The organism is Pseudomonas sp. RC10 (assembly GCF_038397775.1).
In the GTDB taxonomy this organism is placed as follows: domain Bacteria; phylum Pseudomonadota; class Gammaproteobacteria; order Pseudomonadales; family Pseudomonadaceae; genus Aquipseudomonas; species Aquipseudomonas bambusae.
Window position 1 is genome coordinate 4,629,191 of sequence record NZ_CP151650.1, and the last position, 22,600, is coordinate 4,651,790.

At 61.5% G+C, this 22,600-nt stretch carries 20 protein-coding genes; 13 read left to right on the top strand and 7 right to left on the bottom strand.

The window, feature by feature from the left end:
* The first annotated feature begins 60 nt into the window (after positions 1-60).
* From ccoG to AAEO81_RS21180, 8 genes are all read left to right on the top strand, one after another.
* A complete protein-coding gene (gene ccoG, locus AAEO81_RS21145) occupies positions 61-1,470 on the top strand; it encodes a cytochrome c oxidase accessory protein CcoG (protein WP_341958888.1) in 1,410 nt (469 codons plus the stop codon).
* 12 nt (positions 1,471-1,482) lie between these two features.
* Positions 1,483-2,022 (top strand): FixH family protein, encoded by a 540-nt coding sequence (locus tag AAEO81_RS21150; RefSeq protein WP_341958889.1) that lies wholly within the window; start codon positions 1,483-1,485, stop codon positions 2,020-2,022.
* 4 nt (positions 2,023-2,026) lie between these two features.
* Positions 2,027-4,480 carry a heavy metal translocating P-type ATPase gene (locus AAEO81_RS21155; protein ID WP_341958890.1) on the top strand — a complete coding sequence of 818 codons (2,454 nt, stop codon included), beginning with the start codon at positions 2,027-2,029 and terminating at the stop codon, positions 4,478-4,480.
* 17 nt (positions 4,481-4,497) lie between these two features.
* The gene (gene ccoS / locus AAEO81_RS21160) at positions 4,498-4,707 is read left to right on the top strand and encodes a cbb3-type cytochrome oxidase assembly protein CcoS (protein ID WP_166597852.1); all 210 of its coding nucleotides are present in this window, start codon (positions 4,498-4,500) and stop codon (positions 4,705-4,707) included.
* A gap of 138 nt (positions 4,708-4,845) precedes the next feature.
* A complete protein-coding gene (locus tag AAEO81_RS21165; protein ID WP_166597853.1) occupies positions 4,846-5,529 on the top strand; it encodes a sulfite exporter TauE/SafE family protein in 684 nt (227 codons plus the stop codon).
* A gap of 252 nt (positions 5,530-5,781) precedes the next feature.
* The gene (hemN, locus tag AAEO81_RS21170) at positions 5,782-7,164 is read left to right on the top strand and encodes an oxygen-independent coproporphyrinogen III oxidase (protein ID WP_341958891.1); all 1,383 of its coding nucleotides are present in this window, start codon (positions 5,782-5,784) and stop codon (positions 7,162-7,164) included.
* Positions 7,165-7,284: 120 nt separating this feature from the next.
* Positions 7,285-8,019, top strand: coding sequence for a fumarate/nitrate reduction transcriptional regulator Fnr (gene fnr, locus AAEO81_RS21175; RefSeq protein ID WP_341958892.1), 735 nt, complete (start codon positions 7,285-7,287; stop codon positions 8,017-8,019).
* 67 nt (positions 8,020-8,086) lie between these two features.
* On the top strand, positions 8,087-8,620 hold the full coding sequence (locus tag AAEO81_RS21180) for an adenine phosphoribosyltransferase (RefSeq protein WP_341958894.1): 534 nt from the start codon (positions 8,087-8,089) through the stop codon (positions 8,618-8,620).
* 110 nt (positions 8,621-8,730) lie between these two features.
* On the opposite strand, the gene recR is transcribed toward AAEO81_RS21180, so the two are convergent.
* The 4 genes from recR to dnaX all read right to left on the bottom strand — a co-directional run bounded on the left by recR (position 8,731) and on the right by dnaX (position 13,240).
* Entirely contained in the window at positions 8,731-9,333 is a 603-nt protein-coding gene (gene recR / locus AAEO81_RS21185) for a recombination mediator RecR (protein WP_166597857.1), read from the bottom strand.
* A gap of 69 nt (positions 9,334-9,402) precedes the next feature.
* Positions 9,403-10,431 carry an NADP-dependent oxidoreductase gene (locus AAEO81_RS21190; protein ID WP_341958895.1) on the bottom strand — a complete coding sequence of 343 codons (1,029 nt, stop codon included), beginning with the start codon at positions 10,429-10,431 and terminating at the stop codon, positions 9,403-9,405.
* A 274-nt stretch (positions 10,432-10,705) separates the two neighbouring features.
* The gene (locus tag AAEO81_RS21195) at positions 10,706-11,032 is read right to left on the bottom strand and encodes a YbaB/EbfC family nucleoid-associated protein (protein ID WP_341958896.1); all 327 of its coding nucleotides are present in this window, start codon (positions 11,030-11,032) and stop codon (positions 10,706-10,708) included.
* 66 nt (positions 11,033-11,098) lie between these two features.
* On the bottom strand, positions 11,099-13,240 hold the full coding sequence (gene dnaX, locus AAEO81_RS21200) for a DNA polymerase III subunit gamma/tau (protein WP_341958897.1): 2,142 nt from the start codon (positions 13,238-13,240) through the stop codon (positions 11,099-11,101).
* A 155-nt stretch (positions 13,241-13,395) separates the two neighbouring features.
* Here dnaX and AAEO81_RS21205 point away from each other — a divergent pair, with 155 nt between their 5' ends.
* The 4 genes from AAEO81_RS21205 (at position 13,396) to AAEO81_RS21220 (ending at position 17,950) form a co-directional block, all read left to right on the top strand.
* Positions 13,396-14,166 (top strand): transporter substrate-binding domain-containing protein, encoded by a 771-nt coding sequence (locus tag AAEO81_RS21205; RefSeq protein ID WP_341958898.1) that lies wholly within the window; start codon positions 13,396-13,398, stop codon positions 14,164-14,166.
* A 488-nt stretch (positions 14,167-14,654) separates the two neighbouring features.
* Positions 14,655-16,376, top strand: a complete 1,722-nt coding sequence (gene acpA, locus AAEO81_RS21210) for an acid phosphatase (protein WP_341958899.1) — start codon at positions 14,655-14,657, stop codon at positions 16,374-16,376.
* Between the two features lie 128 nt (positions 16,377-16,504).
* Positions 16,505-17,002 carry an N-acetylmuramoyl-L-alanine amidase gene (locus AAEO81_RS21215; protein WP_341958900.1) on the top strand — a complete coding sequence of 166 codons (498 nt, stop codon included), beginning with the start codon at positions 16,505-16,507 and terminating at the stop codon, positions 17,000-17,002.
* 111 nt (positions 17,003-17,113) lie between these two features.
* Positions 17,114-17,950, top strand: a complete 837-nt coding sequence (locus tag AAEO81_RS21220; RefSeq protein WP_341958901.1) for a PhzF family phenazine biosynthesis protein — start codon at positions 17,114-17,116, stop codon at positions 17,948-17,950.
* 55 nt (positions 17,951-18,005) lie between these two features.
* Here AAEO81_RS21220 and AAEO81_RS21225 read toward each other — a convergent pair whose 3' ends face one another.
* The 3 genes from AAEO81_RS21225 to coaA all read right to left on the bottom strand — a co-directional run bounded on the left by AAEO81_RS21225 (position 18,006) and on the right by coaA (position 20,674).
* Positions 18,006-19,229: an MFS transporter gene (locus tag AAEO81_RS21225; protein WP_341958902.1), complete on the bottom strand. Its 1,224-nt coding sequence runs from the start codon at positions 19,227-19,229 to the stop codon at positions 18,006-18,008.
* Between the two features lie 150 nt (positions 19,230-19,379).
* Positions 19,380-19,748, bottom strand: a complete 369-nt coding sequence (locus AAEO81_RS21230) for a Rap1a/Tai family immunity protein (RefSeq protein ID WP_341958903.1) — start codon at positions 19,746-19,748, stop codon at positions 19,380-19,382.
* Positions 19,748-20,674, bottom strand: a complete 927-nt coding sequence (coaA, locus tag AAEO81_RS21235; protein ID WP_166597867.1) for a type I pantothenate kinase — start codon at positions 20,672-20,674, stop codon at positions 19,748-19,750. Before coaA ends, AAEO81_RS21230 begins: the two co-directional genes overlap by 1 nt.
* Positions 20,675-21,159: 485 nt before the next feature.
* Between coaA and AAEO81_RS21240 the strand changes: the two genes are divergently transcribed.
* The gene (locus AAEO81_RS21240) at positions 21,160-22,491 is read left to right on the top strand and encodes a hypothetical protein (protein ID WP_341958904.1); all 1,332 of its coding nucleotides are present in this window, start codon (positions 21,160-21,162) and stop codon (positions 22,489-22,491) included.
* The last annotated feature ends 109 nt before the right edge of the window (positions 22,492-22,600 follow it).

The following is a 22,600-nucleotide window of genomic DNA, read 5'->3' on the forward strand; positions in this document are numbered from 1 at the left end:
CCGGCACGCACTGGCCGGGGCAATTTCCCCGCCGTGGGACGCTTTGATGAGCACATGCCAATGAGCAATCAGATTCCGGTCCACAACGTCACGCCGCCCTCAAAGAGCGAGGACGTTGACCTTTACGCCTCCCGGGAGAAGATCTACACCCGGGCGTTCACCGGCGTGTTTCGCAACCTGCGGATTGGCGGGGGCGTTGTGCTGTTTCTGTTGTATTTCGGCACGGTCTGGCTCAACTGGGGCGGTCATCAGGCGGTGTGGTGGAACCTGCCGGAGCGCAAGTTCTACATCTTCGGCGCGACCTTCTGGCCACAGGATTTCATCCTGCTCTCCGGCATTCTGATCGTCAGCGCCTTTGGGCTCTTCTTTATTACAGTGTTCGCCGGACGCGTCTGGTGCGGCTACACCTGCCCGCAAAGCGTCTGGACGTGGATTTTCATGTGGTGCGAAAAGGTCACCGAGGGCGACCGCAATCAGCGTATGAAGCTGGACAAGGCCCCAATGAGCGCCAGCAAGTTCAGTCGCAAGTTCGCCAAGCACGGTCTGTGGTTATTGATAGGCCTGGTCACCGGCCTGACCTTCGTCGGCTACTTCACCCCTATTCGCGAACTGGCCGTTGAGTTTTTCACCGGGCAGGCCGACGGCTGGTCGTATTTCTGGGTCTGCTTTTTCACCCTCGCCACCTACGGCAACGCGGGTTGGCTGCGGGAACAGGTGTGCATTTACATGTGCCCCTACGCGCGTTTTCAAAGCGTGATGTTCGACAAAGACACCCTGATCGTCTCCTACGACCCACGTCGCGGCGAGAAACGTGGCCCGCGTAAAAAGGACGTGGACTACAAGGCGCAGGGACTGGGCGACTGCATCGACTGCACGATGTGCGTTCAGGTCTGCCCCACCGGCATCGACATCCGCGACGGTTTGCAGATCGAGTGCATCGGCTGCGCGGCGTGCATCGACGCCTGCGACACGATCATGGACAAGATGAGCTACCCTCGCGGCCTCATCAGCTACACCACCGAACACAACCTCTCCGGGCAGGTCACGCATAAACTGCGACCGCGTCTGATCGGCTACGCAGTCGTGCTGCTGGTGATGATCGGCGTGCTGACCGGCGCGTTTTTCATGCGCTCGCTGGTGGGCTTCGACGTCAGCAAGGATCGCGTGCTGTACCGCGAGAACGCCGAAGGCCGGATCGAGAACGTCTACAGCCTCAAAGTGATGAACAAGGATCAGGTCGATCACACCTACGTGCTGGACGCCACGGGTCTGCCGGACCTCAAGCTGCAAGGCCGTCGCGAGATCAAGGTGCCAGCGGGAGACATCTACACCCAGCCGGTGGAGCTGTCGGTGGCGCCCGAACGCCTGCCGTCGAGCACCAACGACATCACGTTCATTCTGAAAGACATTGAAAACAGCGGCACCGAAGTTCAGGCCAAGAGCCGGTTCATCGGCCCACACGTTCGTTGAGAGACGTCAGACATGACCGCAGCAACCGCTTCAAGCCCGTGGTACAAGCACCTTTGGCCATGGATTCTCATCGGCATTCTGGCGTGCTCGGTCACCCTCACACTCTCGATGGTGACGATTGCCGTGACCCATCCGGACAACCTCGTCAGCGACAATTATTACGAAGCGGGCAAAGGCATCAACCGCTCGCTGGACCGCGAGCTGTTCGCGCAAAACCTGAAGCTGCGCGCCACCGTGAGTCTCGATGACGTGACTGGCGAGACGAGCCTGCGCCTGACCGGCAACAGCCAGCCGGAAACGCTGGTGCTCAATCTGATCTCCCCGACCCAACCGGAAAAAGACCGCAAGATCGTGCTGGCACGGGTCGCGGCCGAGCCAGGTCGTTACGTCGGACAGCTCAGCGACCGGGTGGAAGGGCGGCGTTTCGTTGAGCTGCTAGGGGTGGAAAACAGCCAGACCTGGCGCCTGTTCGAAGAAGAAGCCATCACCCGCGACAAGGACCTGATTCTGGGCGACGAGCCGATTCAGGGTGCCGAAGCGCCGAAGAAGTGATGACGTGAACGCGCCCATTCCCTGCTACCACTGCGCCCTTCCCGTCCCCCGTGGCGGCCGTTTCAATGCGGTCGTGCTCGGTGAAACCCGGGCATTCTGTTGCCCTGGTTGCCAGGCCGTGGCGCAGGCCATCGTCGAGGGCGGGCTGGAAAGTTACTACAGCCATCGCAGCGAAGCCTCGACCAACCCTCAGACGTTGCCCACGCAATGGGCGGACGAGCAGGCGCTCTACGACCGTCCCGACGTGCAGGCGCCGTTCGTGCATCACGCCGAAGATGTGGCCGAGACCACGCTGCTGATCGAAGGCATCAGTTGTGCCGCGTGCGGCTGGTTGATCGAGCGTCATTTGCGCGCCCTCCCCGCCATGGTCGAGGCGCGGCTGAACCTGTCCAACCATCGTCTGCACCTGCGCTGGAACGACAGCGACTTGCCATTGAGTCAGGTCATGAACGAAGTGCGCAGCATCGGTTACGCCGCTCACCCCTATCAGGCGGATCAAGCCACCGAGCGGCTTGCACAAGAGAACCGTCGCAGCCTGCGCCAGCTGGGCGTCGCGGGCCTGCTGTGGTTTCAGGCGATGATGGCGACCATGGCCACCTGGCCGGAATTCAACATCGACCTCAGCCCCGAGATGCACACCATCCTGCGTTGGGTGGCGATGTTTCTGACGACGCCCATCGTTTTTTACAGCTGCGTGCCGTTCTTCAAAGGGGCCCTGCGCGACCTGCGTACGCGTCATCTGACCATGGACGTCTCTGTGTCGCTGGCGATTGGCATGGCCTACGTCGCCGGGATCTGGACGGCGATCACCGGGGTCGGCGAGCTGTACTTCGACGCGGTGGGGATGTTCGCGTTGTTCTTGCTCGCAGGGCGCTACCTGGAGCGCCGGGCCCGGGAACGCACGGCCGCCGCGACCGCGCAACTGGTCAATCTGCTGCCCACCTCCTGTCTGCGTCTCGATAAAGATGGCCAGAGCGAGCGTGTTTTGCTCAGCGAATTGCGGCTTAACGACCGTGTTTTGGTGCACCCTGGCGCCGTGCTGCCAGCGGACGGGCGCATCGTGGACGGGCAATCGAGCATCGATGAATCCGTGCTCACCGGGGAATACCTGCCTCAGTCGCGACAGACAGGCGATGCTGTCACCGCAGGGACGCTGAACGTCGAGAGCCCGCTGACCGTTGAAGTCCTCGCGCTGGGCCATGACACGCGGCTGTCGGCCATCGTTCGCCTTCTGGATCGAGCGCAATCGGAAAAGCCCCGAACGGCGCAGATCGCCGACCGCGCCGCGCAATGGTTTCTGTTGATTTCGCTGGTGCTCGCCGCAGGCATCGGCCTGCTCTGGTGGCAGCTGGACCCACAACGGGCGTTCTGGATCGTGCTGGCGATGTTGGTCGCGACCTGCCCTTGCGCGTTGTCGCTGGCAACGCCCACTGCGCTGACCACCGCCACCGGCACACTGCACAGCCTGGGCCTGCTGCTGACCCGAGGCCATGTGCTCGAAGGGCTGAATCGTATCGACACCGTGATCTTCGACAAAACCGGCACCCTCACCGAAGGACGCCTGACCTTGCGGGCGATTCACCCACTGGGGACGCTGAGCAGCGACGATTGCTTGTGCCTGGCGGCAGCGTTGGAAGGCCACTCCGAACACCCTATCGCCCGTGCGTTTGGCATGGCGCCGATGGCCGCCGAACAGGTGATCAATACGCCTGGTCTGGGTTTGGAAGGCAGGGTGGAAGGCCGCCGCTTGCGAATCGGCGAACCGGGCTTCGTCTGCGAGCTGAACGGTAACGCAGTGCCCAGGATGCCCGATGAACCCGGCCAGTGGCTGCTCTTGGGCGATGAGCAGCAGGCGTTGGCGTGGCTGGTGCTCGACGACCGTCTGCGCGATGACGCGGCGTCATTGATCAACGCGTGCAAACAGCGCGGATGGAAAACGCTGCTGCTCTCGGGTGACAGCTCACCAATGGTCGCGAGTGTCGCGGCTCAACTGAACATCGACGAGGCCCATGGCAGCCTGCGCCCGGATGACAAGCTGCGCATGCTTCATCAACTCAGGACCGAGGGCCGAACCGTATTGATGCTGGGTGACGGGGTCAACGACGTGCCAGTGCTGGCGGCCGCGAACATCAGCGTGGCGATGGGTTCGGCCACCGACCTGGCGAAAACCAGCGCCGACGCAGTGTTGCTGTCCAACCGTTTGCAGGCGTTGGTGCAAGCGTTCGATCTCGCACGGCGCACCCGGCGCATCATCCTTGAAAATCTGATCTGGGCCGCTGTGTACAATGGCGTCATGCTGCCCTTCGCGGCGCTCGGCTGGATCACCCCGTTGTGGGCGGCGGCGGGCATGTCAGTCAGTTCGTTGATTGTCGTGCTGAACGCGCTGCGTCTGACGCGGATGAAGGCCAGCGATGCCGCGCCCTCCCTGACGGGCCGTCAACGCCCGTTGCCTGTGTAGCGAATTCCGGAGGTCCGATGCCCGCGCTCTACATCATGATTCCGGTGGCCCTGCTGATCGTCGCGGTGGCGATCTACGTGTTTTTCTGGGCGGTGGACAGCGGCCAGTACGACGACCTGGACGGCCCGGCGCACAGCATTTTGTTTGACGATCAGGACCCGAGCCACAAGGCCGGGGTGGATGAGGCGTCGGGTAAAGCGGTCCCGAGTGAGAAGAAGATCGGGTGAACAGTTCAGAGCCCGAGGTGCATTCAACGTCGCTATCGCGAGCAAGCTCACTCCTACAGGATGTCGCACAACTCTGTAGGAGTGAGCTTGCTCGCGATAGCGTCTGTGCACTCACCCTAAAAACATCAGATGCCGCCCATGCCTGACCTCCTTCCCCAACTCCTCTCGGCCCTGATCCTCGGACTGCTCGGCGGCGGTCACTGCCTGGGCATGTGCGGCGGGCTGATGGGGGCGTTGACGTTGGCCATCCCCAAAGAGCAGCGCAGCCGACGTTTCCGCCTGCTGCTGGCCTACAACCTGGGGCGCATTTTCAGCTACGCCTGCGCCGGTCTGCTGATTGGATTGGCGGGCTGGGCGGTGGCCAACAGTCCGGGGGCCATGGTGCTGCGGGTAATCGCGGCGCTGTTGCTGATCTGCATGGGGTTGTACCTGGCGGGGTGGTGGAGCGGCCTGACGCGCATTGAAGGGCTGGGGCGCTGGCTGTGGCGTTACATTCAGCCACTGGCCAGTCGGATGTTGCCGGTGTCGAGTCTGCCAAGAGCGTTGCTGCTCGGCGCACTGTGGGGCTGGTTGCCCTGCGGGTTGGTCTACAGCACGCTGCTGTGGTCGGCCAGTCAGGGCAATGCCGTTTACAGCGCGTTGTTGATGCTGGCCTTCGGGCTCGGCACCTGGCCGGTGTTGCTGGCAACGGGACTGGCGGCCGAACGCACGACGACACTGCTGCGTAAACGCGGCATCCGGATCGCGGGCGGATTGCTGGTGATGCTGTTCGGACTGTGGACCCTGCCGGGGCCGCATCAGCATTGGTTGATGGGGCACTAGGTATCGCCCTCACATACCGAAGAGGCCCGAATCGGTGGGAGACGCCGGAGGAACGACGGCAGCGATGGCGGCGGCTCAATCACCCCTGTGCCGCCTGATACACCGCTTCGCTGCCGTCGTTCCTCCGGCGGCTCCCACAGAAACAACGCCATCCTTCGCTTTCGCATACGAGCGCCATTGACCCAGATCAATAAACCCCCGTCCTACAGTCCTTAAACTGCCTTTAACGCCAGCCTCCTCGGGACTACCCGCATGCTCGACGACCTTCGTTGGGACTCAGACCTCATCCACCGCCACGATCTGACAGGACCGCGTTACACGTCCTACCCCACGGCCGTGCAGTTTCATAATCAGGTTGGCGCGTTCGATCTGCTGCATGCGTTGCGCGACAGCCGCAAGGCGATGCGCCCGTTGTCGCTGTACGTGCACATCCCGTTCTGCGCCAACATTTGCTACTACTGCGCCTGCAACAAGGTCATCACCAAGGACCGAGGCAGGGCGCACGCGTATTTGCAGCGTCTGGAGCAGGAAATCCAGATGATCGCCTGCCATGTCGACGAGCGTCAGGTGGTGGAGCAACTGCACTTCGGCGGTGGCACCCCGACCTTCCTCAGCCACGTCGAGCTGCGTCAGCTGATGGCGCACCTGCGCAAACACTTCACCCTGCTGGATGAACATTCCGGCGATTACGGCATCGAGATCGACCCCCGCGAAGCCGATTGGTCGACCATGGGCCTGCTCCGTGAGCTGGGTTTCAACCGTGTCAGCCTCGGCGTTCAGGACCTCGACCCGCTCGTGCAACGCGCCATCAACCGCCTGCAAAGCCTCGATGAAACCCGCGCCATCGTCGAAGCGGCCCGCACCCTGCAATTCCGCTCGGTGAACATCGACCTGATCTACGGCCTGCCGTTGCAGACCCCGGACGGCTTCGCCCGCACCGTGGACGAGGTCATTGCCCTGCAACCTGACCGCCTGTCGGTGTTCAATTACGCCCACCTGCCGGAGCGTTTCATGCCGCAGCGGCGCATCGACACGGCCCAATTGCCCAGTGCCGAACACAAATTGCAGATGCTTCAACGCACCATCGAACAGTTGACTCGCGCCGGTTATCGCTACATCGGCATGGATCATTTCGCCCTCCCCGACGACGACCTGGCGATCGCGCAGGAAGAAGGCACGCTGCAACGCAATTTTCAGGGCTACACCACCCACGGACATTGCGACCTGATCGGCCTCGGCGTGTCGGCCATCAGTCAGATTGGCGATCTTTATGCGCAAAACAGCAGTGATCTGGCCGAATACCAAATGGCCCTCGCCAGCGATCAACTCGCGACCAAACGCGGGCTGCTGTGCAACGAGGACGATCACATTCGCCGCGCCGTCATCGCGCAATTGATCTGCCATTTCACGCTGGACTTTGCCGCAATCGAAAAACGCTTCGACATCGATTTTCGCGGCTACTTCAACGAAGTTTGGCCAAAACTGCTGGCCATGGCCAAAGACGGCCTGATTCATCTGGACGCCAACGGCATCCGGATCACACCCGCCGGACGTCTCTTGGTGCGTTCGGTGTGCATGGTGTTCGACGCCTACCTCGACTTACAAAACCGTCAGCGTTTTTCCAGAGTGATCTAGGAAATTTCCGCAAAGCCGGCAGGAATCATTTTCACGCCACGGAGGGCGCGTGCTGGTCGCAAGGTTGAGCCCTGGGCTACCCTTATGACTGATAAGTGTCTTCTCACAAGGAATTTCCCAATGTCTGAGCCAGTCAAAATGCGCGCTCATACCCAGGCTCACTGCAAGGATTGCAGCCTGGCCCCGCTGTGCCTCCCGCTTTCATTGAACATGGAAGACATGGACGCACTCGACGACATCGTCAAACGTGGCCGTCCACTGAAGAAAGGCGAGTTTCTGTTCCGTCAGGGCGACGGGTTCGACTCGGTGTACGCCGTGCGTTCCGGCGCACTGAAAACCTTCAGCCTCAGTGACAGCGGCGAAGAACAGCTCACCGGTTTCCACCTGCCCAGCGAGCTGGTCGGGCTGTCGGGCATGGACGCTGAGGCCTACCCGGTCTCGGCCCAAGCGATGGAAACCACGTCGGTCTGCGAGATCCCGTTCGAGCGTCTGGACGAGCTGTCTGTGCAGTTGCCGCAACTGCGACGTCAGTTGATGCGGGTCATGAGCCGCGAGATTCGTGATGATCAGCAAATGATGCTGTTGCTGTCGAAAAAGACCGCCGATGAGCGCATTGCCACGTTTCTGGTAAACCTCTCCGCCCGTTTCCGCGCCAGAGGATTCTCGGCCAATCAGTTCCGCCTCAGCATGTCGCGTAACGAGATCGGCAATTACCTGGGGCTCGCCGTGGAAACCGTTTCGCGGGTGTTTACGCGCTTTCAGCAGAACCAACTGATCTCCGCCGAGGGCAAGGAAATTCACATTCTGGACCCGATCCAGCTGTGCGCCCTGGCCGGAGGTTCGCTGGAAAGCTGATGGCCGTCAGGTTCGGGCAGGCTTAGACTACGCTCTTTGTGCGCGTCTTCCTGCCCAGGACCTTTCGATGATTTTCGACGAATTCAGCTTCAAATCCCTCATCCGCCCGGTCGTGGACTTCCCCAAGCCCGGCGTCATCTTCCGTGACATCACCCCGTTGTTTCAGTCGCCCAAGGCCTTGCGCCTGGTGATCGACAGCTTCGTCCAGCGTTACATTGAATCGGAATTCACCCACGTCGGCGCGATGGATGCGCGGGGTTTTCTCATCGGCTCGATCATCGCGTACGAACTGAACAAGCCGCTGGTGCTGTTTCGCAAACAAGGCAAGCTGCCTGCGGACGTGCTGGCCGAGGGGTATCAGACCGAGTACGGCGAGGCGTTTCTGGAAGTCCACGCAGACAGCCTGTGCGACGGCGATTCGGTGGTGATGTTCGATGACCTGATCGCCACCGGCGGCACGCTGGTCGCCGCCGCGAACTTGATCCGCCGCATGGGCGCCAAGGTCCACGAAGCCGCCGCCATCATCGACCTCCCGGAACTGGGTGGGTCGCAGCGGTTGGAAGACATGGAAATCCCGACGTTCTGCCTCACGCAATTCTGAGCGGCAAGTTTCGAGCTGCAAGTCTTAAGCTGCAAGTTTCGAGCTGCAAGCTGCAAGCTGACCGAGAAGGACCGGACAACCGGATCAGCTCGCCACTTGCCGCTTGAAGCTCAAAGCTTTATGGGTTTACGCCCTGCAAACGAGTGCGCCAGGGTCCCGCCGTCTACTAACTCAAGCTCGCCGCCCAACGGCACGCCGTGGGCGATGCGGGAGGTGATGAGGCCTTTGTCGGTCAGCAGTTGCGCGATGTAATGGGCCGTCGCCTCGCCTTCCACGGTGGGGTTGGTGGCGAGGATCACTTCCGCGAAGGTGCCCTGCTCTTCGATCCGCGTCATCAGTTGCGGGATGCCAATGGCTTCAGGCCCGAGCCCGTCCAGCGGCGACAGGTGCCCCTTCAGCACGAAGTAGCGACCGCGATAACCGGTCTGCTCCACCGCATACACGTCCATCGGTCCTTCCACTACGCACAGCAGCGTGTCGTCGCGGCGGTTGTCCGAGCATTGCGGGCAAAGTTCGTCTTCAGTAAGCGTCCGGCATTGCTTGCAGTGACCGACACCTTCCATGGCCTGACTCAATGCCTGAGCCAGACGCGAGCCACCGCTGCGATCACGCTCCAGCAGCTGCAACGCCATGCGCTGGGCGGTTTTCTGACCGACGCCGGGCAGGATGCGCAGGGAGTCGATCAACTGGCGAATCAGGGGGCTGAAGCTCATTGAAGAAAAGTCTCACAAAAACACGAGACGCGGTTTATACCCGCGCCTCTGACAAGCGTCAAATGGCGCTTAGGACACCTTCACCACCAGCTTGCCGAAGTTCTTGCCCTCCAGCATGCCGATGAAGGCATCCGGCGCATGTTCCAGGCCTTCGACCACGTCCTCGCGGAACTTGACCTTGCCGTCCTTCACCAACGGCACCATGTCGCGCATGAATTCGTCCAGGCGGTGGTAATACTCTTCGTAGACGATGAAGCCCTGAATCCGCGCGCGTTTGGTCAGCAGGGTTCGCATCAGCAACGGCAAGTAATTCGGGCCCTCCGGCAGACGTTGGGCGTTGTATTGCGCAATGACGCCGCACAGCGGAATGCGGGCATGTTGGTTCAGTAACGGGATCACCGCTTCGAAAATCTTGCCGCCGACCAGCTCGAAATAAATGTCGATGCCGCTGGGGCAAGCCTCGCTGAGCTGTTCGGCGAAGTGTGGGCTCTTGTGATCGATACAGGCGTCGAAGCCCAGCTCATCCATGACATAACGGCACTTGTCGATGCCCCCGGCAATGCCCACGACGCGCAGGCCGTGGAGCTTGGCGACCTGGCCCACCACCGAACCCACCGCGCCGGACGCCGCCGCCACCACCAGGGTTTCACCGGCTTTGGGTTGGCCGATGTGCATCAACCCCATGTAGCCGGTGATCCCCGGCATGCCGAGCACCCCGACCGCCATCGACGGGCTGGGCAGGTCTTTGGGCATGGCCATGAGGTTTTTGCCGTCAGAGATGCTGTGGGTCTGCCAGCCGGTCTGCCCCACGACCAGATCACCCTCGTTGAATGCAGGGTTGCGCGATTGCTCGACCACGCTGACTGCGCCGCCTTCCATCACCCCGTCGATTTCCACCGGTGGCGCGTAGGACGGCGCATCGCTCATGCGACCGCGCATGTAAGGGTCGAGGGACAGGTACAGCGTGCGCAGTTGAACCTGACCGTCTTGCAGGTCGGGCAACGCCTCGCGTTCAAGTCGGAAGTTTTCCGGGGTCGGCGAGCCTTCGGGGCGTGAGGCGAGGACGATACGCTGGTTGAGGATCAGTTCTTGCGACATCGGGAGCGGCTCCTTGAATGGCTATAAAAAGCAGACCGTGGCTGTCGGGCGGCGTTCGGTTGAGGTGATGGGCAATATGGCATTCGTCATAACTTGTGGATACCGATCCTGTAGGAGCGCGCTTGCCCGCGATTGCAGTGTGTCAGGCAATGCATCCGTTACAGAGACACCGTCATCGCGGGCAAGCGCGCTCCTACAGGTCATGTGCCCTACCCCGGACACAAAAATGCCAGGCACGAGGCCTGGCATTTGGGGTGACGCAACGACCGTTCGATCAGAACGGCAGTTTCATGCCCGGCGGCAGTTGCATACCGGCGGTCATGCTGGCGGTTTTTTCCTGGCTCGCGGCTTCGATCTTGCGCACGGCGTCGTTGACGGCGGCGGCGATCAGGTCTTCGAGGACGTCTTTGTCCTCCTGCATCAAGCTGTCGTCCAGGCTCACGCGCTTGACGTCGTGACGACCGGTCATGACCACACTCACCAGGCCTGCGCCCGATTGGCCGGTCACTTCGGCATTGGCCAGTTCTTCCTGCATCTTGGCCATTTTTTCCTGCATTTGCTGGGCCTGCTTCATCAGGCCTGCCATGCCACCTTTCATCATGGTTGTTCTCCTCGAAAGTCGATGGGTCGTTGCGCGGCGCTGTTAAAGCTTAGCGCCTCGCGGTCATTAAGGGGTCGTCGGTGCATCCACGGGGGCAATCGTATCTTCCCGGATGATCGCGCCAAACTGCTGCATCATCTGCTGGATGAACGGATCGCTTTGAATCGACGCCTCCGCCTGGCGCTGACGATCGGCACGCCGACGCGCCGCTGCCTGGGCCGGGGTTTCCTGTTCGGGCTTGATCAGCTCGATGGTCAGATTGAGGGCGCGTTCGTGGTATTGGTTCAGCGCGTCGTTCAAACGACGCTGTTGCGTCGGGTTGAACAGCGCACTGTGTGCCGGGTCCAGGTGCAACAGCCAGTTGTCGCCGTCCACTGAAATGAGCGTGCAGTTGGCGGCGATGCTGCCGGTCATGCCGGAAATCGGCAGTTTCGGGAACAGGTCGAGCCAGTCCGCGGCCAGGCCTGTGGCAGGCTTGGCGGCTGGCAGCAGTTCGGGCTCTTTCTCCACGGCCTCCACTGTTTCGTGAGCCAAGTCATCGAGATAGGCGAACGACGCAGGATCGATGTCCACGTCCGGTTCGTAATAATCGTCGTCCGGTGGCGGCTCGTCGTCGCGCTCCATGGGCGCAGGAACATACGGCACAGCATCGGGCACGTGTTCGAGCATCGCCGGGGTGACGGTCTCGGCAGCGGCTTGCAGCTGCGCTTCGGATTCCACTTCCGGTGCATCCGGGACCGGGCTCGCCGGGGCGGGCGTCGGCATCGGCGTGAGGTCGGGCTGTTCGGCCACGGTATCCAGGACCGGCTCGGGAATGGCTTCGACAACGGGGGCTACCACCGGCTCGGGCTCCGGCGCGGGGGTGTTGATCGACTGCGCAGCCTTGGGCTCGTTCCAGGGCAGATCAACTTCTTCAACCGGTGCGGGCGGCTGGACAGCGTCTGCGAACGGGGCCGGGGTTTCCACGGGAGGCGGGGTCGCGACAGGGGCTTGCGCAAGGGGCGCCGGGATGTAAGCCGGAACCGACGCAACAGGGGCTGCACCGGCCACCGCTGTCTGGGAATCAACCGTGGCCGGGTTGATCCCCACTGACTTTAGCGGCTGTCTCGGCGCGTTGTCGCTGTCGGCCGGGCGGAACGCCAGCATGCGCAGCAGCACCATTTCGAAGCCGCCACGGGGGTCCGGTGCCAAAGGCAGGTCGCGACGACCGATCAGGCCCATCTGGTAGTAAAACTGCACATCTTCGGCAGGCAGCGCCTGAGCCAGTGCCAACACGCGTTCGCGGTCGCCATGGCCGTTGTCCACGCCTTCAGGCAGTGCCTGGGCGATGGCCACGCGGTGCAGCACATTGAGAATTTCCGAGAGCACGCCGTTCCAGTCAGGCCCCTGTTCGGCGAGATGGCGCACGGCTTCGAGCAACGAGCGCGCATCGCCGTCGATCAACGCCGTGAGGACGTCATAGACCTGGCCATGATCCAGCGTGCCGAGCATCGCCCGAACGTCGGTGGCAAGCACCTTGCCTTCACCGAACGCGATGGCCTGATCCGTGAGGCTCATGGCGTCGCGCATCGAGCCGTCGGCGGCGCGGCCCAGCAGCCACAGCGCGTCGTCTTCGAACGGAATGTTTTCAGCGCCGAGCACGTGGGTCAGGTGCTCGACCACGCGCTCGGGCGTCATGTTTTTCAGCGAGAACTGCAGGCAACGCGACAGGATGGTCGCGGGCAGTTTCTGCGGGTCAGTGGTCGCGAGGATGAATTTGACGTAGGGCGGCGGCTCTTCCAGCGTCTTGAGCAAGGCGTTGAACGAGTGGCTGGAGAGCATGTGCACTTCGTCGATCAGGTAGACCTTGAAGCGTCCGCGGCTCGGGGCGTACTGCACGTTGTCGAGCAGTTCGCGGGTGTCTTCGACCTTGGTGCGGCTCGCGGCGTCGATCTCGATCAGGTCGACGAAACGGCCCTCGTCGATCTCCCGGCAGACCGAACATTCGCCACAGGGCGAAGACGTGATGCCGGTTTCGCAGTTCAGGCACTTGGCGATGATCCGCGCGATGGTGGTCTTGCCGACGCCCCGCGTGCCGGTGAACAGATAGGCGTGGTGCAGGCGTTGGCTGTCCAGGGCGTTGATCAAGGCCTTGAGCACATGGGTCTGGCCGACCATTTCGCGGAACGAGCGCGGACGCCATTTACGTGCAAGAACCTGATAACTCATTGAAAACCGTCGCGACTGGGATGCGGAAGACCGCTAATGCTAGCGGAGCGGGGCCAAAATTGCATCCGGCCAATATGAGTACACGCATATAAGGAATCTGCCGCTAGACTGCCATCACTGTCCGATAGCACCGTTTTGCTCTTAAAGGAGACCCTATGCGTCTGCTGGCGTTGAGCGCTGTGTTGCTGACAAGTGGGCCAGTCGTGGCCGAACAGGCGCCGGTGCGGTTCTCCATTGCCGATGCGTGGGCGATGCCGCTGGTGCAGATCGAGGATCATCAACCCACCAGCGGGTTGATCTTCGACATCATGCAGAGCATGGCCGCCCACGCCAACCTGAGCGCGGAATACCGTGTCGTGCCTATCCAACGTGTGCAACGCACGCTGGAGCGCGGCGCCATTGACGTGCGCTGTTATGCGGCGCAGTCGTGGATGCCCAGTCTGTCCGGGGATTACACCTGGAGCTTGCCGCTGTTGATTCAGCGCGACCTGCTGATCAGCACCCCGGACAACGCCACCCCGCGAATGCCCGACACCCTGAAGGATGAAACCATCGGCACGGTGCTGGGCTACGCCTACCCCACCTTGCAGACCGCGTTCGACAACCACACCCTGCGCCGCGACGATGCCCGCAGTGAAGTCCAGGTCCTACAGAAGCTTCAGATTCATCGCTATCGCTACGCGGTCGGCAATCAATGGTCGCTGGACTGGTTCAACCGTAACCTGCCGGACGACCAGAAGCTGCGCGGCGTGGCGGTGATCGACGAGCAACCGGTGGGCTGCATCGTGCGCAACGACACCGACATTCCGGCGCAGCGGTTGATGCGAATTTTGTTGAGGATGCGCATGTCCGGCGAGATCGACCGGATCATGAGCCGATACAGCACCTCCTCCGGGTTACCCGTGGATGGGCCTGCGGCGCCGTAAGCCTTTGCTGATCCCGAAGTCACACGGCGGGGTCGCAGGATGAACGCGATCTCTGTGGGAGCGAATTCATTCGCGATAAATCGTCCCGCCGATGGAGATGTGCCAGCCGCACTGCCCTTTCGCGAATGAATTCGCTCCCACAGGTCATCGCAACCCCACCGGCTTGCGTGCGCCATGACGAGCGGATGCCGAACCAGACGACGTAGTCGCAGGAGGAATGCGATCTCTGTAGGAGCGAATTCATTCGCGAAAAATCGCCCAGCCGATAGCGAGGTGTCAGCCGCACTGCCTTTTCGCGAATGAATTCGCTCCCACAGGTCATCGCAACCCCACAGGTCCGCGCAGGCCTTTCTGTTTGTGTGCGTCATGACAAAAGGGTGAAAGGGCTCAACCCTGCACCTCTTAGCCTGTAGCAATACCGTCACATTCCAGGATTAGGCTCGCTCGACATAATTCGCAACACTTCAGTTCTGTGAGCAGGAGCCGTGATGAGCGACACACCTCAAGACCCAAGCAAACCGTCCACCCCTGAAACTTCGATCGATAGCCCCACCGACACCAGCCGTCGCCGCTTTCTGGGCGGTGTCGCGGTGCTGGGCGCGGGTGCGACGCTGAGCGGTGTCGTCTCGGCCAGCGAATCGAAAAAAGGCGGCGATGCCGCCGCGCTGGAAAACACGCTGAGCGGGCCTCACCTCGACAAGGCGCTGCACGACAACGTCAAAACCATCGTGGTGATCTACGCGGAAAACCGCAGCTTCAACAACCTGTTCGCCGATTTCCCGGGCGTGGAAAAACCCCTGTCCGCCGTCAAAAAGGACGACTTCCGCCAGCGCGACCGCGACGGTAAGGTCCTCGACAACTTGCCACCCGCCTGGGGGGGCGTGTGCCAGATTGGCCCGCAAAGCCTCGACGGCGTGACCTACGCCACCGGCGTGCAATACCAGGAAAACCTGCCCAACGCGCCGTACGCCCTCAAGGGGCCGTCCGGCGAAGACCTGCCGCTGGGGCTGATCACTCGCGACCTGTGGCACGTGTTCTACCAAAACCAGATGCAGATCAACGGCGGTAAGAACGATGCCTTCGTGGCGTGGGCCGATTCCGGTGGCCTGACCATGGGCTATTACAGCCAGACCCAATATTCCTTGCGCCTGTGGGACGTCGCCCGCGAGTTCGTGCTTTGTGACAACTTCTTCCAGGGCGTCTTCGGCGGCTCGTTCCTGAATCACCAGTACCTGATTTCCGCCCGCGCGCCGTTCTACCCGGACGCCGCAAATTCTGCCGCCAAGTCGCAAATCGCCACCCTCGAAAGCAGCGATCCGCTGGACTACCGCCTCAAGCCGCTGGAAAAATCCCCGGCCAGCGCGATGTCTGGCCCGCCGCAATTCGGCCCCAGCGCCCTGACGCCGGACGGCTATGCGGTCAACACCATGGCCCCGCCCTACTGGCCGACGTGGCTGCGCGACAAGGAAAAACCGGACTACTCGCAGCCGAACCTGGCCAACGTGCTGGTGCCCCAGGGCCACGATCACATCGGCGACAAGCTGTCGAAAAAGGACATTGACTGGGCCTGGTACGCCGGGGCCTGGCAGGTGACCCTGGACGAGTACAAGGATTCCACAGGCATCCCGAAGATCCCGAACTTCCAGTACCACCACCAGCCGTTCAACTACTTCAAGCAGCAAGGCCCGGAGAACCCGTCCGAGCGTAAGAAACGTCTGCGCGACGGCGGTCTTGGGGATGAAGCCAGCACCAACAAGTTCCTCGCCGACGCCGAGGCGGGCAAGCTGCCTGCCGTGACGTTCTACAAGCCCCAGGGCAACCTGAACATGCACGCCGGTTACGCCGACGTGGCCGCCGGTGACCGTCACATCGACCGCGCCCTGAAAGTCCTGCGCAACAGCCCGCAATGGAAAAACATGGTGGTTGTCGTGACCGTGGACGAGAACGGCGGCTGGTGGGACCACGTGGCACCGCCGAAAGGTGATCGCTGGGGTCCGGGCACGCGGGTTCCGGCCCTCGTCGTTTCACCGTTCGCCCGCAAGGGGACCGTGGACCACACGGTCTATGACACGGCGTCGATCCTGCGCCTGATCACCCGTGTGCACGGCCTGGAAAAACTCGACGGCCTCACCGAACGCGACAACGCGATGATCGCCCGTGGCCAAACGCCCATGGGCGACCTGACCAACGCGCTGCACTTCCCGGCCTGATCGAAGCTCTGCCCTCTTCGCAACGTTGCAGCCGTCATGGAGACGTTCTGCAACGTTTGCGTAGTTGACCTTCCCCCTGCTTGCGTATTCCTTCAGGGTTCCTATTGACCTTGCAAGGAAGCAAAACTATGAACGCATCACCTCCACTTTATAAACCGACCTTTCGCACGGCCACCGATCTACTGGTGGTCCACTGCTCGGCGACTCGTCCCACGCACGACATCGGCGTGAGGGAGATCACTCAATGGCACGTCCAGCGTGGCTTCGATACGGTGGGCTACCACTATGTCATCCGCCGCAACGGCGCCGTGGAAACCGGTCGCCCGGAGACAGCCGTCGGCGCTCACGTCAAAGGCCATAACTCACGCTCGATCGGCATATGCCTGGCCGGAGGCCTGGACGCAGCCGGGAAACCCGCCAACACCTTCACCACCGCGCAATTCGCCGCCTTGGAACATCTGCTGGACGACCTGCGCAAACGCTATCCCGACGCCCGCATCCTGGGCCATCGAGACCTGTCACCGGACCGCAATGGCGACGGCGTCATCAGCGCCGATGAGTTCATTAAGGCCTGTCCCTCGTTCGATGTGACCGCCTGGTTATCGGGCCGCGAACTGGCCGGATGACGTCTCTGCAGACCACACACATTGGCCGGGAATGAGTGTGGATCTGTGCCTGTACAGCGCGGTCGCTCCTGCCTAGAGTGACCGCGCCCACCGCATAAACAGGAGAGTACCGTGCCCCAACCACTGAGTTTTCAGCAGGTCGATGTCTTTTCCAGCGCCGCCACCGAGGGCAACCCGCTGGCCGTGGTGATCGCCGCCGATGACGTGACTGACGCGCAGATGGCCGCGTTCGCCCGCTGGACTAACCTCAGCGAGACCACGTTCCTGCTGCGCCCCACTCACCCCGACGCCGACTACCGTGTGCGCATTTTCACCACCACCCGCGAGCTGCCATTCGCGGGGCACCCGACGTTGGGCAGCTGTTTCGTCTGGCTCGACAACGGCGGCATTCCCAAGAGCGATGAAGTGGTTCAGGAATGCGGCGTGGGGCTGGTTCGCCTGCGTCGCAACGACGGTCGACTGGCGTTCGCCGCGCCCCCGTTGAAACGCAGCGGTCCGGTAGAAGCAGAGGTGTTGCAGGCCATCGCCACTGGTTTGCAGATCCAGCCCGAGCGCATCGTTGCCAGCCAATGGGCCGACAATGGCCCCGGCTGGGTCGCGATCCTGCTCGAAAGCCGGGACGAATTGCTGGCGATCCAACCGGATTACCCCGCCCTGAAAGGCATGAATATCGGTGCCGTCGCACCCTGGACAGGCGCCGACGCCGAGGCCGATTTCGAAGTGCGCGCCCTGATCGGTGACATCGCTGCGGAAGACCCGGTGACCGGAAGCCTCAACGCCAGTCTGGCGCAATGGCTGATTGGGGCAGGGTTGGCGCCAAGCGCCTACACCGCCCGCCAAGGCACGGTGATTGGGCACAAGGGGCGAATCCACATCGAACAGATCGGCGAGCGGATTTGGGTCGGTGGCGATGTGCAGCCCTGTGTGGTGGGTCGAGTGACGTTGTAGCCCCTCTCAAACGACCGGTCCGCGATCAATTGCGGCCGGTCCTGACATCGCCCGCTCAGACGCCCGCAGCAACCGGTGCGTCTTCCGACGGCAGCTCCTTTCCTTCCCTCGGCAACCGCAACGCCAGCCCAGCCATCACCAGCGCGACCAGTCCGATCGCCACATACAGCCCTGAAAACGATCCGCTGAAACTCGCCAGCACACCGCCGCTGAAGTTGCCGAGCATGCCGCCCACCCCTTGCATGATGTTCGCGACACCAAAAAGGGTGACGGCCAATGTAGCCGTGCCGGCCATTTTCGAGACGTAGGCCGGGATCAGGCCGAAAATGGGGTAGAACGCGAGGGAGAACAGCACGCCCGCCACCAACGGCCAATACCCGGCGGGGTGCACGACGAGGATCAACGACGCCAGCGCGACGCTGACGTACACCAGCATCATGGTGATGCGCAGTCCGATGCGATCCGACAGCCAGCCCACTGCGAGGCCTGCGAACATGCCGACGAAACCGATGCTGGCCCAGATCTGCGCGGTGTAGGTCACGTCGAAATTCAGTTCGGTGCGCAGGTAGGACGACAGGTAGTTCTGGAACGGAAAGGTCGAGAAGCCGAGCAGGAAATTCATCGCCCAGACCATCAGCACCCACGGTTGCAGCATCGCGGCTTTACCGACCTTCGCTGTGGGATTGATCGCAGCAGTGGCGCGGGAGGTGTTGACGAACAGCCGCGCACGTTTGAACACGATCAGCACGCCGACGGCCAACACGGCGGTGATCAGCCCGACGATCCACCACACGGTGCGCCATTCCCCCTGCGGCGCATACAGCGGCACCAACAGGCTGTTGATGAACACGCCGTAACTGGTGCCGCTGGACACCAGTCCCATGGCCATGCCGCGGTATTTGTAAGCGACCGTGCGCGAGATGACATCGACCATGGGCACGAACACCGTGGCCGCCGTGCCCGCCAATACGGTCAGTAGCACGCCGATCAGCAGCACACTCTGGGCCATCGACAGTCCGATCAGCGCCAAGGCGCACACCACGCCAGAGCCAAAAATCACCCAGCCGCCGCCGAGCCGCGCCGTCAACCAGGCAGCCACCAACGCGCACGTCAGATAGCCGAATTGCCCGGCAGCCGTCAGGGTGCCCACGTAGGAAATGTCGAAGCCCAGATTGGCGCGCATGTCCGGCACCAACTGGGCAAACAGGTAAATTCCGAAACCGAAGGTGGCTGCGACCAGGCCGGTCAGCAGCACCACGATCAACGCATGGATGCGCATGGTCAGCGTCCTTTCTTTTCTAGGCAAGTACCAGAAATGCACCTTCAAACCGGCTGAAGATGGGCTTATAGATGTAGGAGAATTCGCCAACAAATCAGACTGGCCCATCAACTCTAGACGTTGATGGCGTTCACGCTCGGGGCGTGACGTTTATTGGCAAGGGAAGGCGTTTTTCAGAGCAGCGGTGACCAGCACGGACTCGTTCAAATGCAGGCTTTGCGGGTGTTCTTCCAGTGACTGGACCACGATGCGCATCGACTGAACCATCGGAATGCCGCCTTCGGGCACGCACACCAGTTTCGGCGTGCCGCCCGCTTCGTGCACAAGATCAAGAGTGTCGATGGTGGCTTGGAGCACGCCGACGCAGTGGCCGATCCCCACGGGATTTTTCGCCGCGCCACCGCTCATGCTGGCGATGCCGTCCTGGCATTCGAGCAACAGCGTATTGCCGTCCGCTAGGGCAGATGCACTGCAACACAGGGCGAACAGCGCCGAAGCGAACAGGACGGGTTTGAGCATCAGCGCAGCCACAATTCCTTGACCGAATGATCCGCCGCCTTGCGCACCACCAGACTCGCGCGCTCGCGGGTTGGCAGGATGTTTTCCAGCAGGTTCGGCCGGTTGATGTCGCGCCAGATCTTGCGCGCCGCGTCGGGGGATTTCTCGGGAGGCAAGTCAGCGAGTTCGCGGAAGTAAGCACCACGCGCACGAAACGCCGTTTGTTGCAGCATCAGGAACCGCTCGACGTACCAGCGCTCGATGTCGCCCTCGGCAGCGTCCAGATAGATCGAGAAGTCGAAAAAGTCCGACACGATGCTGCCCGGTTTCTGACCGTCGTTGCCTTCGGTTTGCAGAACGTTCAGCCCCTCGAAAATCAGGATGTCCGGCTGGCTGATCTCGATGAATTTGTCCGGCACGATGTCGTAGCTGATGTGCGAATACACCGGCGCGCTGATCACCGGAATGCCAGCCTTGAGGTCGGAAAGAAACTTGACCATGCGCTTGCGATCGTAGCTTTCCGGAAAGCCCTTGCGGTGCATGATGTCCCCTGCTGCCAGCTTGGCATTGGGGTGGAGAAAGCCGTCGGTGGTGACCAGATCGACCCGCGGATGATCGGGCCAGCGGGCCATCAGCGCCTGTAACACACGGGCGAAAGTGCTCTTGCCCACGGCGACGCTGCCTGCAACGGCCACCACATACGTCTGCTTTTTCGCCGGACGGCCAAGGAACGTGTCCTTGATGCTGGCCAGACTGCGTGCCGCGTTGACGTGCAAATTGATCAGGCGCGACAGCGGAAGATAGATATTGACGACATCTTCCAGGGAAATATCTTCGTTTACGCCCCGCAATGCCGCCAGATCTTCTTCGGATAAAGTCAGTGGCGTGCTGGCGCGCAGCCCCGCCCATTCCGCGCTGGTCATTACGAGATAGTCATCAGGCGCCATCTATAGCCTTCCAATCCAGGTGTCCGTATCGACAATGGTGCGAAGACTATCGTATTGACCCAAAAACAGGGCAGATTTCTTTGATTTCCCACGCATTATTGGCGCGAAAAACACTGTTTCAATCCCGCGCATTGCGCCAAATCAAGCCACTCTCAATTAATCCGTTTCACGACATCCTGTATTCGGTGGTCAGGTGAGAAACCTCGTGCACCACGCCCCGCCGCTCCCGAATCGTTTCAGCAGAATCTCAGACGTTTACCCGTGCGCGCACACCAAGCGAACAGATTCCCACATCTGAACAGGACAGTTAACGGACCCGGACTACAACTCACGCCATCCATGACTGACAGCGCCCCCAACCTTCGTCCAAGGATGATGAAGGCGGTCGTTACTTGTTGTTTCGGCCGCTCTGCAGGCGGGGCCGCTGCATAACGCCGACAACGCCTGTCATTCAACTCATCATGAACAACGGATTGACCCCAGCTATGCCAATCAAGCTCGAAATGCTCACGAGTGACCCCGAAGAAAAGGCCTTGGCCGTTCGCTATTGGGCCATGACCGAAGACGGAGAATTCAAGGAAAAGGTGATCGATCTGGTGCCCTTTCGGGAAATCGCCCACAGCGGCTCGCTGGCAGCGCACGTCAGGGAATGGTGCCGTGCGTTCGATGAAAACCTGACCTGCCGGTATTGTGGCGCGATCATGGAGGTCAAAAGCCGCTCACTGGCCAAGAAGTTTCCCCAAAGGTCCATCCGCCCGTGCCCTGCTTGCCAAGTCCTGCAGGATCAAAAGAACCGCGAAGCACAGGCCGCCGCCACCGCAGCGCTTGACGTCCAGCTAAACGCTTACATCGCCGAGCTTCCGAACCACGAGATCGATTACGCGCAGTTGAAAGACGATCAGGCTTTACTCTTGGTGGCGCTCGACGCGGCCTTGTCACCCCGACTGACCGACGGGGCGTTCACCGTCGACGACTGCACATCGCTGGTGCCTGCCGACGCCGACCGATTTATCGAACGGCTCGTGACCGCGGACGTACTGCGCGAGATGCCGCACCTGGCGGCACCCGGCACGTATTTCTTGCTCGATGGCCATTTGGTGATTCGAACCCGACAGGTCGTCTACACCCTGGCGCCCGACCGGCAACCGGAGGCGAGCACGGCAATCCTGCGCAGCCAACTGGACCGGGAATACAGCGACGGGTTGGCGTTGTTCAACCTCTGGCTGGATTTCGCCAGTGCCGACGCCATGAGTTACCTGGCGGACAAGTGCAGCGCATTCGATCACGATCTGGACGCATCCCAGTTCGACGACATCAGGAGCACGTTGCGCGAAGGCTTGAAAACCCACAGCGTTTCGCAGATCTGGTACGTCATCTGGAAAAACGTCAAGGACGCCGCCAGTCTCGCCCGAATGGTCTACTACTCCGAAGCCCGCGCGACGGCCACGATTCCTGGCAAGATCCGCCGGAACCTCGAAAAGATCGAAAAGCAAAGCACGGACGTCCCAAAGTGGGACCGGCCCAATTACCAACCTGCCGGCACGTTAGGCATGCTCTTCAGCGACCTGTTCGGCATCGACGAAGACACCCCGGGCGCAGATGTTTACGCGCGTCTGACCGCGCTCATGCCCGACCCACCCTTTGCTGACGAAACACCTCCAGAGAACGGGCCGGTCAAACGGCTGCTGTGCGATGCGCTGCTCCATGACACCGGCCCACAGATGCTGCACCGGTTCGCGACGCTGATTCGGGAGGGGCATGGTGTCAGCGCAACCATTGCGAAATTGCTGCATGAGGACGCAATTTCCGGCGCCTGATACGGGAAACGGCTTCTAAGCGCGGGTTCAGAAGCCTTTCATGCGAGGCCGAAAATAAATGGAACTCTGGTTTGAGCCGTGGTGACAAATAGCCACTAACTCACTCGCA

Bases quoted from the DNA above. Each gene is read 5' to 3' on its own strand.
- ccoG (WP_341958888.1), top strand. From the start codon at position 61: ATGAGCAATCAGATTCCGGTCCACAACGTCACGCCGCCCTCAAAGAGC.
- AAEO81_RS21150 (WP_341958889.1), top strand. From the start codon at position 1,483: ATGACCGCAGCAACCGCTTCAAGCCCGTGGTACAAGCACCTTTGGCCA.
- ccoS (WP_166597852.1), top strand. From the start codon at position 4,498: ATGCCCGCGCTCTACATCATGATTCCGGTGGCCCTGCTGATCGTCGCG.
- AAEO81_RS21165 (WP_166597853.1), top strand. From the start codon at position 4,846: ATGCCTGACCTCCTTCCCCAACTCCTCTCGGCCCTGATCCTCGGACTG.
- hemN (WP_341958891.1), top strand. From the start codon at position 5,782: ATGCTCGACGACCTTCGTTGGGACTCAGACCTCATCCACCGCCACGAT.
- fnr (WP_341958892.1), top strand. From the start codon at position 7,285: ATGTCTGAGCCAGTCAAAATGCGCGCTCATACCCAGGCTCACTGCAAG.
- AAEO81_RS21180 (WP_341958894.1), top strand. From the start codon at position 8,087: ATGATTTTCGACGAATTCAGCTTCAAATCCCTCATCCGCCCGGTCGTG.
- recR (WP_166597857.1), bottom strand. From the start codon at position 9,333: ATGAGCTTCAGCCCCCTGATTCGCCAGTTGATCGACTCCCTGCGCATC.
- AAEO81_RS21190 (WP_341958895.1), bottom strand. From the start codon at position 10,431: ATGTCGCAAGAACTGATCCTCAACCAGCGTATCGTCCTCGCCTCACGC.
- AAEO81_RS21195 (WP_341958896.1), bottom strand. From the start codon at position 11,032: ATGATGAAAGGTGGCATGGCAGGCCTGATGAAGCAGGCCCAGCAAATG.
- dnaX (WP_341958897.1), bottom strand. From the start codon at position 13,240: ATGAGTTATCAGGTTCTTGCACGTAAATGGCGTCCGCGCTCGTTCCGC.
- AAEO81_RS21205 (WP_341958898.1), top strand. From the start codon at position 13,396: ATGCGTCTGCTGGCGTTGAGCGCTGTGTTGCTGACAAGTGGGCCAGTC.
- acpA (WP_341958899.1), top strand. From the start codon at position 14,655: ATGAGCGACACACCTCAAGACCCAAGCAAACCGTCCACCCCTGAAACT.
- AAEO81_RS21215 (WP_341958900.1), top strand. From the start codon at position 16,505: ATGAACGCATCACCTCCACTTTATAAACCGACCTTTCGCACGGCCACC.
- AAEO81_RS21225 (WP_341958902.1), bottom strand. From the start codon at position 19,229: ATGCGCATCCATGCGTTGATCGTGGTGCTGCTGACCGGCCTGGTCGCA.
- AAEO81_RS21230 (WP_341958903.1), bottom strand. From the start codon at position 19,748: ATGCTCAAACCCGTCCTGTTCGCTTCGGCGCTGTTCGCCCTGTGTTGC.
- coaA (WP_166597867.1), bottom strand. From the start codon at position 20,674: ATGGCGCCTGATGACTATCTCGTAATGACCAGCGCGGAATGGGCGGGG.
- AAEO81_RS21240 (WP_341958904.1), top strand. From the start codon at position 21,160: ATGCCAATCAAGCTCGAAATGCTCACGAGTGACCCCGAAGAAAAGGCC.